General features: G+C 67.3%; 10 protein-coding genes and 1 pseudogene. 3 read left to right on the top strand and 8 right to left on the bottom strand.

Translation table 11 applies throughout. The features are described from left to right. Positions 1-224: 224 nt before the first annotated feature. Complete coding sequence (locus AB0411_RS18020) at positions 225-1088, top strand: hypothetical protein (RefSeq protein WP_366418279.1); 864 nt, start codon at positions 225-227, stop codon at positions 1086-1088. On the opposite strand, the gene AB0411_RS18025 is transcribed toward AB0411_RS18020, so the two are convergent. The 5 genes from AB0411_RS18025 to AB0411_RS18045 all read right to left on the bottom strand — a co-directional run bounded on the left by AB0411_RS18025 (position 1072) and on the right by AB0411_RS18045 (position 5230). Continuing rightward, positions 1072-1845 (bottom strand): succinate dehydrogenase iron-sulfur subunit, encoded by a 774-nt coding sequence (locus tag AB0411_RS18025; protein ID WP_366418280.1) that lies wholly within the window; start codon positions 1843-1845, stop codon positions 1072-1074. The two genes, AB0411_RS18020 and AB0411_RS18025, sit on opposite strands and share 17 nt — an antisense overlap. Then, complete coding sequence (gene sdhA / locus AB0411_RS18030; protein ID WP_366418281.1) at positions 1845-3599, bottom strand: succinate dehydrogenase flavoprotein subunit; 1755 nt, start codon at positions 3597-3599, stop codon at positions 1845-1847. The genes AB0411_RS18025 and sdhA overlap by 1 nt, the downstream gene beginning before the upstream one ends. Before the next feature lie 20 nt (positions 3600-3619). Continuing rightward, positions 3620-4108 (bottom strand): succinate dehydrogenase hydrophobic membrane anchor subunit, encoded by a 489-nt coding sequence (locus AB0411_RS18035; RefSeq protein ID WP_086720443.1) that lies wholly within the window; start codon positions 4106-4108, stop codon positions 3620-3622. 6 nt (positions 4109-4114) lie between these two features. Then, complete coding sequence (gene sdhC / locus AB0411_RS18040) at positions 4115-4495, bottom strand: succinate dehydrogenase, cytochrome b556 subunit (protein ID WP_030066793.1); 381 nt, start codon at positions 4493-4495, stop codon at positions 4115-4117. Between the two features lie 207 nt (positions 4496-4702). Next, entirely contained in the window at positions 4703-5230 is a 528-nt protein-coding gene (locus AB0411_RS18045; protein ID WP_366418512.1) for a 2-oxo-4-hydroxy-4-carboxy-5-ureidoimidazoline decarboxylase, read from the bottom strand. 402 nt (positions 5231-5632) lie between these two features. Here AB0411_RS18045 and AB0411_RS18050 point away from each other — a divergent pair, with 402 nt between their 5' ends. Both AB0411_RS18050 and AB0411_RS18055 read left to right on the top strand, forming a co-directional pair. After that, the gene (locus tag AB0411_RS18050; protein WP_366418282.1) at positions 5633-7351 is read left to right on the top strand and encodes a beta-N-acetylhexosaminidase; all 1719 of its coding nucleotides are present in this window, start codon (positions 5633-5635) and stop codon (positions 7349-7351) included. 353 nt (positions 7352-7704) lie between these two features. Continuing rightward, positions 7705-9231 (top strand): annotated as a pseudogene (locus tag AB0411_RS18055) (ATP-binding protein). Between the two features lie 311 nt (positions 9232-9542). Here AB0411_RS18055 and AB0411_RS18065 read toward each other — a convergent pair. The 3 genes from AB0411_RS18065 to AB0411_RS18075 form a co-directional block, all read right to left on the bottom strand. Continuing rightward, positions 9543-10424, bottom strand: coding sequence for a hypothetical protein (locus AB0411_RS18065; protein ID WP_366418283.1), 882 nt, complete (start codon positions 10422-10424; stop codon positions 9543-9545). A gap of 230 nt (positions 10425-10654) precedes the next feature. Then, a complete protein-coding gene (locus AB0411_RS18070) occupies positions 10655-11065 on the bottom strand; it encodes a hypothetical protein (RefSeq protein ID WP_366418284.1) in 411 nt (136 codons plus the stop codon). A 20-nt stretch (positions 11066-11085) separates the two neighbouring features. Then, on the bottom strand, positions 11086-15864 hold the full coding sequence (locus tag AB0411_RS18075) for a DUF6531 domain-containing protein (RefSeq protein ID WP_366418285.1): 4779 nt from the start codon (positions 15862-15864) through the stop codon (positions 11086-11088). Positions 15865-16973 lie beyond the last annotated feature (1109 nt).

Below are 16973 nucleotides of genomic sequence, written 5' to 3' on the forward strand. Positions count from 1 at the left end.
CCCGGGCCGAAGTGAGGCGTCGGGCCAAGGTCCCGAGCCGTCCGCTCCCGCCGGAAGGTCCAGGCCACCCCCCCCCCGATACAGCCCCCCATCGCCTCCCTCAGACCCCCCAACTCCCCTGCCCCACAAGCCCCCTGTCCCACAAAACCCTCAATGCTACCCACCGGTTCCGCTTGCCACCGTCCAGGCGTCGGACAGATCCTCGTGTCCACGCCGCCGGGGCAGTGGCGGCGCAGGAGCAGCAGGAGCAGGGGGACGATGTGCTGCGAGTGCACTTCACCGCGCAGGATCTGGCGCGTACGCGCGTGGCCGACGGGGCCGATCCGCTCTGGGAGACCGTGCTGAGCCTGCACGCCCTGCGGGAGAGCCGGGGCGATCCGGCGCTGGCGGCTTGGCGGCAGCACGCCGTACGGCACGGGCCGGGGCCGCTGCGGACGCTGTTCGCGCTGGTCCCGCCCTACGGCTACTTCCCGGACTTCCTCACGCCGTCCGCGTCCCAGTACGGGGTCGAGCCGGGTCTGGAGGCCGTGATGAGCACCCCGCGGCAGCGGCTGCGGACCGAGGTGACGCGGCTGTCGGGGCACCGGGCGCTGCCGGGGTGGGCGCGCGGCATCGGCGAGGGCGAGCCGGCCGCACTGCGCCGGCTCGCGCGCAGCCTGCGGACGTACCACCATCTGGCGGTGGCGCCGTCCTGGTCGCGGATCGCCCAACGGGTGGGCGCGGACCGGGAGTTGCGCAGGCACGCGCTGGCGCAGTCCGGGGTGGAGGCGATGCTGCGGACGTTCGGGGCGCCGATGCGCTGGCGGCCGCCGGTGCTGGAGGTCGGCTATCCGGTGGAGCGGGAGCTGCACCTGCAGGGGCGGGGGCTGGTCTTCGTCCCCTCGTACTTCTGCTGTGACCACCCGCTGGCGCTGGTGGACGACGCGCTGCCGCCGGTGCTGGTGTACCCGGCGCGGGAGACGGCGGACGGACAGGCCGAAGGGCCCCGCCTCCGGGGATACGGAGGCGAGGCCCTTCGGGACGTACCGGCTCTGCTCGGCGGCCGGGTCGGGACCCGGATCGCCGCAGGGCTCAGAAGCGGCGGGTGATCAGTGCCCGCTTGACTTCCTGGATGGCCTTGGTGACCTCGATACCGCGCGGGCAGGCGTCCGTGCAGTTGAAGGTCGTCCGGCAGCGCCAGACGCCGTCCTTGTCGTTGAGGATCTCGAGCCGCTGCTCGCCGCCCTCGTCGCGCGAGTCGAAGATGAAGCGGTGCGCGTTGACGATCGCCGCCGGGCCGAAGTACTGGCCGTCGTTCCAGAACACCGGGCACGAGGACGTGCAGGCGGCGCACAGGATGCACTTGGTGGTGTCGTCGAAGCGCTCGCGGTCCTCGGCGGACTGGCGCCGCTCACGGGTCGGCTCGTTGCCGGTCGTGATGAGGAACGGCATCACGTCCCGGTACGCCTGGAAGAAGGGCTCCATGTCGACGACAAGGTCCTTCAGCACCGTGAGGCCCTTGATGGCCTCGACGGTGATCGGCTTCTCGGGGTTGATGTCCTTGATCAGCGTCTTGCAGGCGAGGCGGTTGCGGCCGTTGATGCGCATGGCGTCCGAGCCGCAGATGCCGTGGGCGCAGGAGCGGCGGAAGGTCAGCGTCCCGTCCAGCTCCCACTTGATCTTGTGGAGGGCGTCCAGGACGCGCTCCTTGGGGTCGATCTCCAGCTGGAAGTCCTCCCAGCCGGCCTCGTCCGAGATCTCCGGGTTGAACCGGCGGATCCGGAAGGTGACCGTGATCAGGTGCGAAGCGCCGTCCTCGGCCGCGTCCAGCGCCGCGGAGTGCTTGTCGAGAGTCGGGGTGCTCATCAGTACTTACGCTCCATCGGCTGGTAGCGGGTCTGCACGACCGGCTTGTAGTCGAGGCGGATCGACTCTGCGCCGTCTGCGCCCACCTCGCGGTACGCCATGGTGTGCCGCATGAAGTTGACGTCGTCGCGGTTGGGGTAGTCCTCGCGGTAGTGACCGCCGCGGGACTCCTTGCGGGCCAGCGCAGAGACCGCCATGACCTCGGCCAGGTCGAGCAGGTTGCCCAGCTCGATGGCCTCCAGCAGGTCGGTGTTGAACCGCTTGCCCTTGTCCTGGACGGACACGTTCAGGTAGCGCTCGCGCAGCTCGCCGATCTTCTCGACCGCGGTCTTGATCGTCTGCTCGGTGCGGAACACCATCACATTGGCGTCCATGCACTCCTGCAGCTCCTTGCGGATCTCGGTGACCCGCTCGGTGCCGTTGGAGTTGCGCAGCCGCTCGACCTGGTCGAGGACCTGCCTCGCCGGGTCCTCGGGGAGCTCGACGAAGTCGGCCGTGGCCGAGTACTCCGCCGCCGTGATGCCGGCCCGGCGCCCGAAGACGTTGATGTCCAGGAGCGAGTTGGTGCCCAGGCGGTTGGCGCCGTGCACGGAGACACAGGCCACCTCGCCGGCGGCGTACAGGCCCGGCACGACGGTGGTGTTGTCGGCCAGCACCTCGCCCTCGACGTTGGTCGGGATGCCGCCCATGGCGTAGTGCGCGGTCGGCTGGATCGGGATCGGGTCCGTGTAGGGCTCGATGCCGAGGTAGGTCCGCGCGAACTCGGTGATGTCCGGGAGCTTGGCGTCCAGCTGCTCCGGCGGCAGGTGGGTGAGGTCCAGGTAGACGTGGTCGCCGTCGGGACCGCAGCCGCGGCCCTCGCGGATCTCCGTGTAGATGGAGCGCGAGACGACGTCACGCGAGGCGAGGTCCTTCATGACGGGCGCGTACTTCTCCATGAAGCGCTCGCCGTCCTTGTTGCGGAGGATGCCGCCCTCACCACGGGCGCCCTCCGTCAGCAGGATGCCCATGCGCCAGATGCCCGTCGGGTGGAACTGGAAGAACTCCATGTCCTCCAGGGGCAGCCCGCGGCGGTAGGCCGCGGCCTGGCCGTCACCGGTCAGGGTGTGCGCGTTGGAGGTCACCTTGAAGAACTTGCCGGTGCCGCCGGACGCGAAGATGATCGACTTCGCCTGGAAGACGTGCACCTCGCCGGTGGCCAGCTCGTACGCCACGACGCCCGCGGACTTCTTGACGCCGTCGACGTCCTGGAGCAGCAGGTCGAGCACGTAGAACTCGTTGAAGAACTCCACGCCCTCCTTGACGCAGTTCTGGTACAGCGTCTGGAGGATCATGTGGCCGGTGCGGTCCGAGGCGTAGCAGGACCGGCGGACCGGGGCCTCACCGTGGTTACGGGAGTGACCGCCGAAGCGGCGCTGGTCGATCGTGCCGTCCGGCGTGCGGTTGAACGGCAGGCCCATCTTCTCCAGGTCGAGGACCGAGTCGATGGCCTCCTTCGCGAGGATCTCGGCGGCGTCCTGGTCGACCAGGTAGTCGCCACCCTTGATCGTGTCGAAGGTGTGCCACTCCCAGTTGTCCTCCTCGACGTTCGCGAGGGCGGCGGCCATACCGCCCTGGGCGGCGCCGGTGTGGGAGCGGGTCGGGTAGAGCTTCGTCAGGACCGCGGTGCGGCTGCGCTTGGTCGACTCGATGGCCGCGCGCATGCCCGCGCCACCGGCGCCGACGATGACGGTGTCGTACTTGTGGATCTTCATGGTTCCAGTCAGCCCCGGCCTTAGGAGATGTTCGGGTCGAAGGTGAAGATCACCAGCGTGCCCAGAAGGACGGTGAACACCGTCGCGGTGTACAGCAGCATCTTCAGCCAGAAGCGGGTGTTGTCCCGCTGCGCGTAGTCGTTGATGACCGTGCGCAGGCCGTTGGCGCCGTGCAGCATGGCGAGCCACAGCATCAGCAGGTCCCAGACCTGCCAGAACGGCGAGGCCCAGCGGCCGGCCACGAACGCGAAGCCGATCTTGGAGACGCCGCCGTCGAGGACCAGCTGGATCAGCAGGTGGCCCAGGACCAGGACGACCAGCACGATGCCGGACAGCCGCATGAACAGCCAGGCCTGCAGCTCGAAGTTGCCCCGGGACGCACGCCCGGTCTTCTTCGTGCGCTTGCGCGGCGCCTCGATGACCGGAGCCGGGTGGTCCACGTCATAGAGCGAGACGCCGTCGGACGCGCCCGCCGCGGTGGTACCTGCGGAGGTGGTTTCAGCAGACATCTCGCGTCAGCTCCCGAACAGCGTGCGCAGGGTGTGCTGCAGCACGGGGTAGAAGGCACCGGCCATCAGTACGACCCAGACGCCGACAACGGTCCACAGCATCTGCTTCTGGTACTTCGGGCCCTTCGACCAGAAGTCCACGGCGATGACGCGCAGGCCGTTGAGCGCGTGGAAGAGGATGGCGGCCACCAGGCCGTACTCCATCACATTGACGATCGGCGTCTTGTAAGTCGCCACGACGTTGTCGTACGCCTCGGGGGAGACGCGTACGAGAGCGGTGTCGAGGACGTGTACGAACAGGAAGAAGAAGATGAGGACGCCGGTGACTCGGTGAGCCACCCAGGACCACATGCCTTCCCGGCCGCGGTACAGCGTTCCAGCCGGCACGGAATAGCCCTCCGGGAGCGGGGATTGGGGCGCCAGCCGGCTTCTCTGTCGGTCGGGCCCGGCCGGGTACGGTCCACCGGCCGCTCGTCATCGTATCGACGAGCTGTCGGTTCCTCGCGCGGGGGTCCTTAGGTGTGATCAAACAGGCACCAACGGGCTATCACACAAGCGGAAACCGGGGCCATACCGGGCAAAAGCCGCGGTTCGCTACGGTCCGGCGCTCAGCAGCCGCGCCAGCCGGCCGCGGGCCAGCCGCCGCAGCTCGTCCGCCGCGACCGCCCGCTCCTCGTCCGGTTCGTTGCCCAGCCGGGTGCGGAGGGCGGAGAGCACCTGGTCGAGCAGCTCGTCGTCGCGGTAGCCGTCCAGGCAGATGACGAAGACATGACGGAATCGCCGTTCGTACTCGGCGTGGGCGGCGCGCAGCGCGGTGTGGGCGGCGAGGGTGCCGGGCCCGCGGGCGCCGACGAGCGGCTGCGGGGAGAGGGACTCCTCGGCGAGCGCCTCGTCCAGCTCGGCCGCGGTCAGGTCGTAGCAGGCCTCGTCCGCGGCGGCGAGCAGGGACTCCGGATCCGGGTACGGGCGGTGCGCGGCCACCCGCTCGGCCCAGCGGCGGCTGCCGCAGCAGCTCAGGAGCGCCGTCAGGGTGTCGCCGCGGGTGAGGGCGTTGAAGCGGGCGAGCCCGAGCTCCTCGCGGCGGGGGCGGGGCAGGGCGGAGCCGGCGGCCCGTGAAGATATGCCGCACCACGGGGGCTGCGGCAGTGGCAGCGTCGTCGGCCGGGCGGCCGGGGTGTCACCGGACAGCGTGGGCTCCTCGGACGGGTGCGAATGGATCGGTTCGACGGGTGCGGGACGGGCGACTGAAGGAAGCTGGGGGAAGCGGACCCGAGCCGGGACGCGCAGGAAGCGGTGGTGGGTGTGACGGTGGTGCGTGTGACACGGCGCCCCGGTGGTATCCGGCGGTTCCGGGAGGCCCTGTGAAGGGGGTGACGACTGGAACCGCCACGCTAACGATGCTTGTCGTTCGCTGTCCGATGGATGCGCGAATTTCACCCGGATGAGAGAGCTTTCGTGCGTTCGGTGGACGACCGGCTCCGCACACCTGGCAATACCTTCGCCCCGAAAAGTGAGGATTGCACGATGTCGAATCCGATGCGGCCGCCGCGCGCCCCGCGGCCCTCGGCCTCCCCGCGCCCCCTGATGACGCCGGCGACGCGCACGGGCCCCGCGGCCCGCGCCGCCCTTCCGGCTGCGGCGCTCGCCGGTGCGCTGCTGCTCGCCGGCTGCTCCGGCAGCGCCGACACCGAGCCGCCCGGGAGCACCAGCGCCAAGATGAACCCCTCGCCCGCCGCCACCCCCAGCTGGGCGCCGGTGACCGGAAAGCCGCAGGTCGTCCCGGCCGTCCGCGAGTTCCGCCAGGCCGACGGGCGCGGCTGGCGCCCGTCCAAGGGGGCCCGTGTGGTGGTGCCGGCCGGCGAGAAGAGCAATGTCGCCGACGAGGCCCAGCGGATGGCCAACGACCTCGGCCTCGGCCTCGTCTACGGCGACCAGGAGGTACGGCCCGGCGACGTCGAGGTGAAGCTGACGGGGAAGAACGGCGACAACAACGTCCCCGTCAAGAGCGCCGCCGACGAGGCCTACACCCTCACCGCCTCCGGGACCAAGCTCACCCTCACGGCCCCCACCGACGCCGGAATCTTCTACGGCACCCGCACCGTCAAGCAGGCCGTCCGCGCCGCGGGCGGGCTCCCCGAGGGCACCATCGAGGACCGGCCCGACCGCCCGCAGCGCGGCATGTCGCTGGACAACGCCCGCAAGCCGTTCACCCAGAACTGGATCGAGGCCCGGCTGCGGGAGATCGCCGACCTCAAGCTCAACCAGTTCCAGCTGCACTTCTCCGACGACCAGGGCTTCCGCATCCAGAGCGACACCCACCCCGAGATCGTCTCCCCCGACCACCTCACCAAGGCCCAGGTCCGCCAGATCATCGCGCTCGCGCGCACCCTGCACATCTCCGTCGTCCCGGAGCTGGACTCGCCCGGCCACCTCGGCGCCGTCCTCGACCACTATCCCGATCTGCAGCTGCGCAATGTCCGGGGCCGGGTGATCCCGGGCGCGATCGACATCTCCAACCCCAAGTCGGCCCCGCTCATCGACTCGCTGCTCAAGGAGTTCAGCGAGCTGTTCACCAACCCCAAGGGCGCCCCGGCGTACTGGCACCTGGGCGGCGACGAGTACCAGGCGCTGATGGCGTCCTCACCGGCCGCCTCGTATCCGCAGCTGGCGCGGGCCGCACAGAAGAAGTACGGCTCCCGCGGCACCATCGAGGACCTGACGACCGGCTGGCTCAACGACCGGCAGAAGACCGTGGAGGCCAAGGGCAAGAACCGGGTGGAGGCCTGGAACGACGGGTTCTTCACCGGCGGGGTCGTGAGCGCGGACAAGAACCGGATGGTCGACTACTGGACCGGCAAGGAGGCCGGCAAGCGCGACCCCGCGGAGTTCCTGCGCGAGGGCCGCAACGTCATGAACTTCAACGACGAGTACCTCTACTACGTGCTCGGCGAGCCCAACCAGTTCGTCTACCCGACCGGCCAGCGGATCTACGAGAGCTGGACCCCGCGGGTGATCCGCGGGACCCGGCCGGTGGCGGTGCCCGCGAACATGACGGGCCCGGACCGGATCCCCGGGGCGCGCTTCGCGATCTGGTGCGACCGGGCGCAGGCGCAGACGGACCAGCAGGTGGCGGCCGGCATCCGGCTGCCGCTGGCGGCACTGGCGCAGAAGACCTGGGACCCGCGGACGCCCGCCCTGTCCTGGTCGGACTTCAAGGCGCTGGCCAACCGGGTGGGGCAGTGACGGCCCGGTAAGAAACGAGTGAGAGAACGAGGACGACCGGGGCCGCCACCTCTGGCCCGATGGAGCTGCAAAGGGCCTCTGACCAGGCGCTTTGTTGCCCTGGCGCAGGTTCTCGATTACTGCCCGGATCGGCCTTCATCTGAGTGCTTCTGAGCGTTCCTGACCGCTGTTGGTCACGCGTTGGTCATGCGACCAACAGTCGGTTCGGCCGCTGGGAAGAGGTGAAGGCCGTTGTGCATCGGCCGAGCATTCCGTCGGATCCGCTGGGCTCCGTTGCCTGAGGGGTGCATTGCACTACGGCGCATTTTGTCGAAGTAGACTTAGACGAATTTCGTCGCAGTCCAGGAGGGCGAGTGAAGCAGAGCCTGCCGGCCAAGCCGGACGACGTGGTCGACCGGGACCGGGAGTGGGATCTGCTCACGGAGTTCCTCACTGATCCGGATCCGGCGATGCGGCTCGGCATCGTGTCCGGGCGACGGCGGCACGGGAAGTCGTACCTTCTGCAGGCCCTGTCCGAGCAGGTCGGTGGCCTGTACGTCACAGCGGTCCGGGAGGAGGGGCGGCTGCCCGCGATCTAGCGGTTCAGTGACGCGGTCGCTGCCCATGCCGGCCTGCGGCCAGGGAGTCTGCGTCTGACCGACTGGCGTGACGTGCTGTCCAATGCCCTTGATGTGACCGCCCGTTCGTCTGATGTGACCGCCCGTTCGTCGCACCCGCTTCTGGTGATCGACGAGTTGCCGTACTTGCTCCAGCACTCGCCTGAAATCCCGGGGCTGCTGCAACAGCTCTACGATGAGCGTCAGCGGGGCGCCCGGCCCGGTACCGGGCCGGGGCCGCGGCTGATCCTGTGCGGCTCCGCGATGAGCGTGATGCACGAACTGCTTTCGGGGACCAAGCCGCTGCGGGGTCGGGCCGTGGTTGATCTACGGCTGGGCGCCTTCGACTACCGTGAGAGCCGGGCCTTCTGGCAGATCACCGACCCGCTGACCGCGCTGAAGGTGCACGCGGTCTTGGGCGGAGCCCCCGGCTACCGACCGGTGGCCGCTCGGCCGCATCCGGACGATGGCTTCGACACCTGGCTCACCCGGACGCTGCTGGACCCGGGGCGGGCGGTGTACTCACGTACGGAGACCGAGTACCTGCTGCGTGAGGACCCGAGGATCACGCAGTACACGCTGTACTACGACATCCTCACCGCGATCGCGCAGGGCGCCAGTACCCCGAGCAAGATCGGTGCCGCCTTGGAGCGCCCACGCAACGCCGTCGCTCACCCGCTCGGAGTTCTGGAATCCACCGGATACGTCCGGCGGGAGCAGGACATCCTCCGCCCCAGGCACCCCGTCATCACGCTCGCCGACCCCGTCATCCGCTTCAACCAACTCATCGCCGTCCCGCAGGCCGCCGCCGTGGAACAGGGATTCGCCGAGCAGGTGTGGCAACAGGCCGCTCCGACCTTCAACTCCAAGATCCTCGGGCCGCACTTCGAGGACCTGGCCCGCGACTTCACCCGTCGTTACGCCCACACCCTCTTGCCCGGTGGACTGCCCGGCCCGGTCGGCACCACCGAGGTCGCCGACCAGGCCGCCCGGACCAAGCACGAGGTCGATGTCATCGCCCTGGCCGCCGGCGAGCGCCCGCAGGCTCCCCGCGCGAGGATCGCGCTGCTGGGCGAGGCCAAGGCGACCGCCGCCCGCCGTGGGACTGGTGACCTGGAGCGCCTGGAACGTATCCGAGCTCTGCTCGCAGATCAGAGGTACGACACCGCTGCCACCACTCTGGTCCTGTACTCACTGCACGGCTTCTACCCCGACCTGGTGGACCTGGCCGACCGCCGAGACGATCTCCTCCTGGTCGATCTGCCCACCCTCTACGGCGGCTGACACCAAGAGCGGCCTGCCTTCGAATCAGGTGCGCGTCCCCAGGACCGGTTCGGGCAGGCCGTGTAAGAAGCCCGACAGCCTGGCGGCGCCGACAAGGCTTACAGCAATGGGCTCTGCCGCGATTACCTGCGGCAACGGGCATCAGCCACACGATCCCGGAGAAGGCCGACCGCCAGGCCGCCCGCCTGCGAAAGGGCTCGCGCGGCGGATGGCCAACTCGCTACAAGAAACGCAACACCGTCGAACGGGCGATCAATCGCCAGAAACAGTCCCGGGCAGTCGCCACCAGTTACGACAAGCGCGGACAAGTCCTAGTCGTAGTCACCGTGGAGGGCGGCTTCTGCGACCTCCAGGGATATGTCCAGGTCGGCGTCCGATGCCTCTATCTCCTCTGGACCGTTGAGGTGAAGCTGGCACCACGGACATGTCAGAGCCACAGCGACCGTACCCTTGTCCGAGGAGGGCTCCACCGTCACCTGCGCCTCCCTGCCGCACGCTGGGCAGCCCGCACCACCAGTCACAGAAACGATGTCTCCGTCACCATCGGGATTTTCCGCTCCGAAGAAGAAGTTGAAGCCGGACATCTTGGGCCGGTGCCGGAGCTCCTTGGGCAAGGGCAGCCCCTCAAGGCGATCCTCCAGGCGGTGTCGAGCCTGACTGATACGGAGCTGGACGTCCTGGAAGACCGCGTCCCTCTGCTCGTCCACTGCGTCCCTGACGGCCTTCGTCCACCGCTCCCAGAAGTCGTCCAGCGGCCTGCTGACATCGCTGAGCAGCGTCTCGATCGTCCGGGCGAGCGGAGAAATCATCCCCTTGGCCAGAGCGCTGTCCGGGACGGCATGGACCGCGCCGTTGCGCATCTCGATCAGCAGGTCGAGATCGGTATCGGCTTTGAGCACACCGATCTTCCGGAGCCGCTTGATGGCCTCTGTGGCCCCAACGGTGCGGACCTTCTCCTCGCCCAACTGAACATGTCCGCCGAGATGCATGACCATGTCCGCGCTGCCGTTGCGGATCTCCGCGATGTAGACCGGATTCTTCGCGGCGAGGGCCGCCTTGGCGAGCTTCTCGACCGCGACACCGGCGTGGAGCGCGAACTCGTCATACTCCGCGCGACCATGGTCGTCCATGGCCTTGTGGGCAGCCTTCTTGGCTCCCTGGTAAAAGCTCTCATACGAGAGCGAGTCGTCCATGTCGAGACGATAACTGCCTCTGCAGTACGGGGCGATCAATTTCAGAGATCAACTGACCGCACTGGCAAACTGCTCGGTGAACGAGCGGCTCACTTGGCTGAGCGGGTCAGCGAAGACGCTGAACTCTGTGAGCTTCTCTCGCTTCGAAATGATCTTGCGGAGGAACTCACGGGCCCCTTCTGGACACGGCACGATTGTTTGATTGGGCGACTGATCCTGAGTGGCCGGACTCAGTCGTCTGAAAGCGGCTCTCTTCCGCCCCAATGGAAGGTATATGCGGGCGGGGCAGGGTTGTAGTCGCAGCGAACCCCGGTGTCTGGCAACTCAAATTCATCGCGTAGCCAGCCGTCCATGGCGATCGCGGCGACTTCCGGGCGATAATCCGCGGGGGCATAGTTCAGGCTATGAATCTTGATATACACACCTTCGGGGTGCATTGACGAAATCGACCGTCCGGACAGTGATGCGCCAAAGCATAGCCAGGTCAGGTCGGTCCAATAGATGCCGTCATGAGGGAGGATCCAGAAATTTTGATAGATCTGCACCCCGTTGCTGGGTGGAGTCTGCAATAGAAGGCTCTCTGCCGTCAATTTTGCCGCAAGGCCACCCAAAGGCGAAATTTTGCTGCGATATTTGAACACGCGTTCCATGATATGGCCCGTCAGTCGAATTTCAGGAGATGGAATATGCGCTTACTGAAATAGTTCTCAGGGCCCAGGCCTGTGGGGCCGCGTACGTAATCATAGTCATGTGGATGGCCGTCTCCGTAGATCCGACTATGTCGACCTGCCCATGCCTCGGCGTCGTCCGGTGATTTCTCCCACATTTCAATCTGGTCGCGCCTCCGCAATCCCTGGAAGTCATCTTCGGATATTCTGAATGTGACGATTTCCAGGCCGGCATGGCTCTTTTGTCTGCGAGCCAGATATGTCTGGGCCTCCTCCAGAGTGTCCCAAGCGTAGACACCTTCACCATACTGTCCGCGGTCCTCATCGCCGGGCCATGGTGAGCCGTCTCCGCCTCCGCGCAGGCGCGCCGCATCTTGAGCGCCCTGCACCGAATGGAAATCCCGGTACGGAGCGAGACCAAGAGGGTCGGTCCAGGCTTGAGGGTTGTGGACATAGGCGACTGGATTGGGCGCCGCTGCGAGGCCGAGCGGGTCTGTAGTCGCGTAGCGGGCGGTTTCAGGGTCGTAGTAGCGGTGAAAGTTGTAGTGAAGGCCGGTTTCAGGGTCGAAGTATTGCCCCGGGAATCGGAGTGGCGTGTGGGCGCCACTCATGGTGGTCCACCTGGTCGACCCCCAGAGGGTGCTGTGGGCTCGCCCGGCAATATCACCTTGGATGTCGACAAGTTCGGTGGGTGTGCCGACAAGATCAGTGACGATAGCGAAGAAGCGCTGGTCTACTTCGTGTTGAGGCGCGTCAGCTGCCGTAGTGCGTTCGGTCTGCGACAGTGGGCGTACGCCATCGTATTCCCAGGTGACAGTGATGCTCTTGGGCAAGTCTGCGGATTTTGTAGTCTGTTCGACGAGGTTGCTGCCGTCCCAGGTGAAATCAACCTGCTCAAGAACCGAGCTGTCAGCGGCAATGCGCTGCTTTGCTACGCGGCGGCCGCGCGGGTCGTAAAGGTAGCGCCACACCTGGCCGTCAGGAGTGATTACGCTGGTGAGGCGGTCCTCGGCGTCCCACGTGTAACGCCATGTGTCGGGTTTTCGAGACAGGCGCATTTTCTGACGGAGAGTGACGCGCCCTTGTGCGTCGTATTCATAGCGGATGCCTCCCGCGCGGGTAATGCGGGTTCCGGTGTAGGTGCGCTCGCCGCGTGCTTCGGGGGCGGCGTGGTGGTCGGGCCAGGTGGCGTGGGTCTGGTTTCCGGCCGCGTCGTAGGCATAGGTCTCGGTCCAGTCGTGGGCGGAGACAGAGGTGACCCGGCCTGCGGTGTCGAGTGCGAAGCGGCGAATACCGTTGAGGTGGTCTTCCACGCCGGTGAGGTAGCCGTCCGCGCGGTAGCTGTACGCGCGGTGCTGGACGGTTTCAGCAGTGGAGGTGACGTGCTGGTCGGTGAGGCGGCCGAGGGCGTCGTAGGCGTGGTTGAAGGTGATGTCGCCGAGGACGCGGGAGAGTTCCTGGCCGAGTGCGTCGTAGGTAAAGGTCAGGGTGTGGCCGGAGGCGTCAAGTCTGGTGCGGCGCCCTGCCGCGTCGTAGGTCCATTGGCTCACCACGCCGGTGGGGGTGGTGCGGGATATACGGCGGCCCAGGGCGTCGTAGCTGAAGCTGGTGGTGCGGCCGTTCACCGTCTCGGCAACGACCTGCCCGGATGCGTCGCGGGTCCAGGTGAGATCGGTGCCCGGAGCGGAGGCCTGGAGGGGGCGTCCAGTAGCGTCGTAGGCGAAGGTGGTGAGTGCGCCGTCGACGTCCTTGGTGAGGATTCGCCCGAGAGCGTCGTGCTGGAAACGGATGGTGTGGCCGAGGGCTGTGGTGCGTGAGGTCAGCCGCCCTGCGGCGTCGTGCGCGTAGGTCTGGGTGCGCTTGTCGAAGTCTGTCTCGGAAATCAGCCGCCCGGCCTCGTCGTACTCGTAGCGCCAGGTCAAGCCCTGCGGGTTGGTGACCTTCATGAGCTTGAGTTCGGTGTCGTGCACAAACTCGTGGCGTGCGCCGTCCGGGGCGGTGCGCGCCTTGAGCTGGTCGAAGTGGCCGTACTCGAAGGTGGTGACCTGGCCCAACGGGTCGGTCCGGGAGATGCAATTGCCCTCACCGTCGTAGGCCCAGACCTCCTGGGTGGCGTCCGGGTGCAGACGGGTCGCGAGGAGCCCCTCGGAGGTCCATTGGTAGTGGGTGGCGTTGCCTAGGGGGTCGGTGACGGAGGTGGTGCGGCCGAACTTGTCCCGGCGGAAGTGCGTGACGGCACCGAGCGGGTCGGTGACCGTGAGCGGGAGCCCTGCCTCGTCGCACTCGATGCGACTGGTGTTTCCCAGAGGGTCGGTGACGGAGGCCAGGTGGCCACGTTCGTCGTGGGTGAAGCGGGTGGTTCGACCAGCGGAGTCGGTGACGGCAGTTCGGTTGCCCTTGGCGTCGTATTCCTGGCGTAGGACCAGGCCATCGGGTCCTGTGACCTTCGCCGGCAGGCCCAGGTCGGTGTAGGTCGCGGTGTTGGCGGAACCGTCCGGGCGAACGATGGATATGAGGTGCCCGGCCTCGTCGTAGGCGAGGTGTGTGGTGTTGCCGAGGGGGTCAGTGATCTGTAGGGGGCGGTCGTCGGCGTCGTAGGTGGTGCGGGTGGTGTTGCCGAGCGGGTCGGTGATTGCTATGGCCTGGAGGCGCTCGTTGATGAGGTATCGAGTGGGGAAACCTTCTCCGTTGGTATGTGTGGTGGTGCGGTTGCTGGTCTCCGGGTCGACTTCGCTGTAGGTGAAGCGATTGGCCATGTGGCCCTCTGCACCGGACTGGGTGATGCAGCGGTGGCGGTGGTCGTACGTGTACTCATAGCGTGAGCCGTTGGAATCGATCCAGGCGGTCATCTGGTGCTCAGTGTCGTACTCGAACCGAGTCACCGCGCCCGTGGAGGTGGTGACGGCGGTGAGATTGCCGGCTTCGTCGTGCGCGTACGACCGGATCAGTTGGTCCGAGCCATCATCAGCAGCTCCGACGAGATGCAGAACGGTGAGGCGGCCTTGTTCGTCGCAGGTGAGCTTGAGCTCGTAGCCGGCGCTGTGGCGGATCGCGTACGGGATTCCGGTCTCGTCCGCGTAGTCGAAGGTGATCCGGTGCCCGTTGCGGTCGCTGATCTCGTCGGGCAGGGCGATCCCGGGGGCGTGCTGGGCGTCGCTGAAGTAGCGGGTCTGACCGGTCTCGGGGACGTGGATGGCCCAGTCACCCTGGAGGGTGCGCATCAGAGGCCAGCGCGGGCCGTGCTTCGGCAGCACACGCTGGCCGGCGTCGGGTATCGCGTAGCGCAGTAGCATCCCGGACTCGGTGACGAAGATGACCTCTTCGGCGTCGATCTCCAGGCGCTGGTCGACCGTGGAGGACCAGGACGGGCCAATGTGCCGTCCGATACGGTTCGACGACTCGAACTTCCGGGTGAAGACCAGCGGCAGGGCGCCGGGCAGCGCGATATCGGTTTGGGACAGGAACATCTTGCCGGTGGCCAGGTCGACCGGGTCTGTGCCCCTCGTTTCCTTGGCCTTGTCCTCACGGGTCGAGTCGTGAGGACCGTTGCTGTCGGCCTGCTTGGCGGCCTCGCTCTTCGAGGGCCCCTTCGAATGACGACCCTTCGAGTTCGGCGACTTGCCGCCGTCACTGACACCCGGGCCTGAGCCTCCCCCGTTGGGGGACTTGGGGTCACCCTTGCCACCCTTGTTGAGTCCCTTGAAGTGGTCGGCCAGGGCCTTGTCGTTCTCGTGGTGGTTCTTGGCCATCTGCTTGATGCCGCGGGTCATGTTGTCGTCTAGGTGCTTGGCGGTCTTCTTGACCCCGTCCTGGATGCCTTCGATGACCTTGTCCAGCATCGTGTTCGCCGCATCCGCTATGAAGTCCTTGCCGCGGGTACGGCTGTGGTGGCTCTTGGCTCGGTCGATCTTGCCGCCGGCTTTGTTGCGGAAGGTGCCGCCCGCGCTCTCCAGACTGGTGACGGCCCTGTCGTGTTCGTCCTTGTCGAAGCTGAAGCCGCCACCACCACCGCCACCGGAGCTGCTGCCTCCACCGCTGTCGCCGCCTCCGCCCCCGCGGCGGCCGCCGGCGCTGAGGAGTTCCATGGGGTTGTCGGCGGCGGATTTGGCGGAGTCCTTGGCGTCGTTGACGCCCTGATTGAAGCCGGCTTTGCCGGCTTTGGCGGTCTGGCCCAGGTCAACGCCGTCCTTGACGCCGAGGGCATTGGCGCCGAGCTGGACGACGAGGTCGCCGACCATTGAGGCCAGGGCTTCCTCTACAGGGGTGAGCGCAATGCTGATGACCTGCTCGGCGACCTGCTGACAGACCTCCTTGAACAGGCGCTTGACGATCACGCGGGTGGCCTGGGTCGCGGCCAGCGCGCCGACCTCCGAGAGGCCCAGGGTGAAGGGGGCCGCGGCCTGGGCTGCGATGACCTCGGCGGCGAGGATGCCCAGCTGGACGAGGGCAGCGATCTTGGCGCCCTCGATGAGGACCGCGACACCGTCCATCGCGGTGCCTGCCATGCGCCCGCAGTCGGCCAGGCCCTTGAGATGCCGGCCGTTGATCTTCCCCCAGTGTGCGTTGAGTGCCTCAATGGCCAGTGAACCGCCCGCAGAGCCCACCAGGCTCTGGATGGCGGTGTGGGCCTCGTTCGCGCCCTCGTCGATGTCATCGGCGAACTCCCGCATGGCGTTGGCCATTTCGCGGTAGTCGTCCTCGTCCACGTTCGGCCATGAGACCCCGATGAGGTCCAGCAGCTCATCTGCCCAGCCAGGCAGCACAACGCCCATGCGAAACATCCCCCGTACGACCGTGCCAGATGATCAGACTATTCCAGGTGGTGCCTGGCTCCCCAAGTGCCGTATGAGACACATGCGGTGGCGTTGCATCTGGCGAGCGGCATGGACAGGGCCAGCTCATAGTCCTGTGTTGGAGACCTGGGGGTCAATGAGTCGAATGTCGGGCAGAACGTCAACGAGTGATCCACGCAGCGAAACCGTCCTCCCGCGCCCGTGCCTCCCCGAACCGGGCCAGGGTGAGCGCACGGGCTATCGCGAAGCCGAGCACGGCCAGGTCAGGCCCGGGCGGGTGCGGACGTCGAGCCAGGCGTCGCCTACCAAGGCCCGGCCAACGGTTTCGCCGATGGTCGCGACTGCCGTGGCGGCGGTGACCGAGCTGCGTTGGCCGCACCGCCGCCGATGAGCAGGGCGTAGGGGGCGGGGTTAGCCCGGAGGGTGGGACCGCGGGGAGGGGGAAGTAGTCGATCAGGCGGACAGCGACCTGCACCGGCCGACCGCAGGCGCGGCAGGGGAAGCCGGGCTCGCGTGGGTCGACCGTGACCTCGTCTTCGCCCGTGATGGGTACATGCTTCGCCTGAACGGAATAACGCCCGGTGGGCCCCAGGACGCCGGCCAGGTCAGTGCACGATGGCGGAGCGCCAGGGAGAGGCTTGACCTCCCGGAGAAGTTCCCCATTCACGACTGGCGCCACAGCAAGGTCATGAACGACCTGGCGCGGGGGAGAACCCGTGGAGGTCTCCGCAACGTGAGGCACCACTCACCTGGGTACGCCTGGCCCAGTACGGAAAGAGCAGATCCCAAGGCGCCAGCAAGCCAGCTGCCGGGACGGCTCAGCGTATCGGTTTGGGAAAGATCACAGGGGCCACTGGACGCGTGGGTCACGCGGTTGGTCATGGCCACCGTGCGATTGACGTAAAGATCCAGGTCAGAGGCTGGAGGAGAACGAGGACGACCGGGGCCGCCACCCCCCACAGGAGAGGCCCCGGCCGTCTTCGCGAAGGGCCGGTGACGACCCTCTCTCCGTACAGCGCCAGAGGGCGCGAAAGCGTCACACGGGGTACGGGCAGGGGTACGGCTCGTGGTCTGGACGCGGCCGGGGA

Source organism: Streptomyces angustmyceticus (assembly GCF_040701845.1).
GTDB lineage: Bacteria > Actinomycetota > Actinomycetes > Streptomycetales > Streptomycetaceae > Streptomyces > Streptomyces angustmyceticus_A.

Coding starts and splice junctions, on each gene's coding strand:
- AB0411_RS18065 (WP_366418283.1), bottom strand. CDS start 10,424: ATGGACGACTCGCTCTCGTATGAGAGCTTTTACCAGGGAGCCAAGAAG.
- sdhA (WP_366418281.1), bottom strand. CDS start 3,599: ATGAAGATCCACAAGTACGACACCGTCATCGTCGGCGCCGGTGGCGCG.
- AB0411_RS18075 (WP_366418285.1), bottom strand. CDS start 15,864: ATGGGCGTTGTGCTGCCTGGCTGGGCAGATGAGCTGCTGGACCTCATC.
- AB0411_RS18025 (WP_366418280.1), bottom strand. CDS start 1,845: ATGAGCACCCCGACTCTCGACAAGCACTCCGCGGCGCTGGACGCGGCC.
- AB0411_RS18050 (WP_366418282.1), top strand. CDS start 5,633: ATGTCGAATCCGATGCGGCCGCCGCGCGCCCCGCGGCCCTCGGCCTCC.
- AB0411_RS18035 (WP_086720443.1), bottom strand. CDS start 4,108: ATGTCTGCTGAAACCACCTCCGCAGGTACCACCGCGGCGGGCGCGTCC.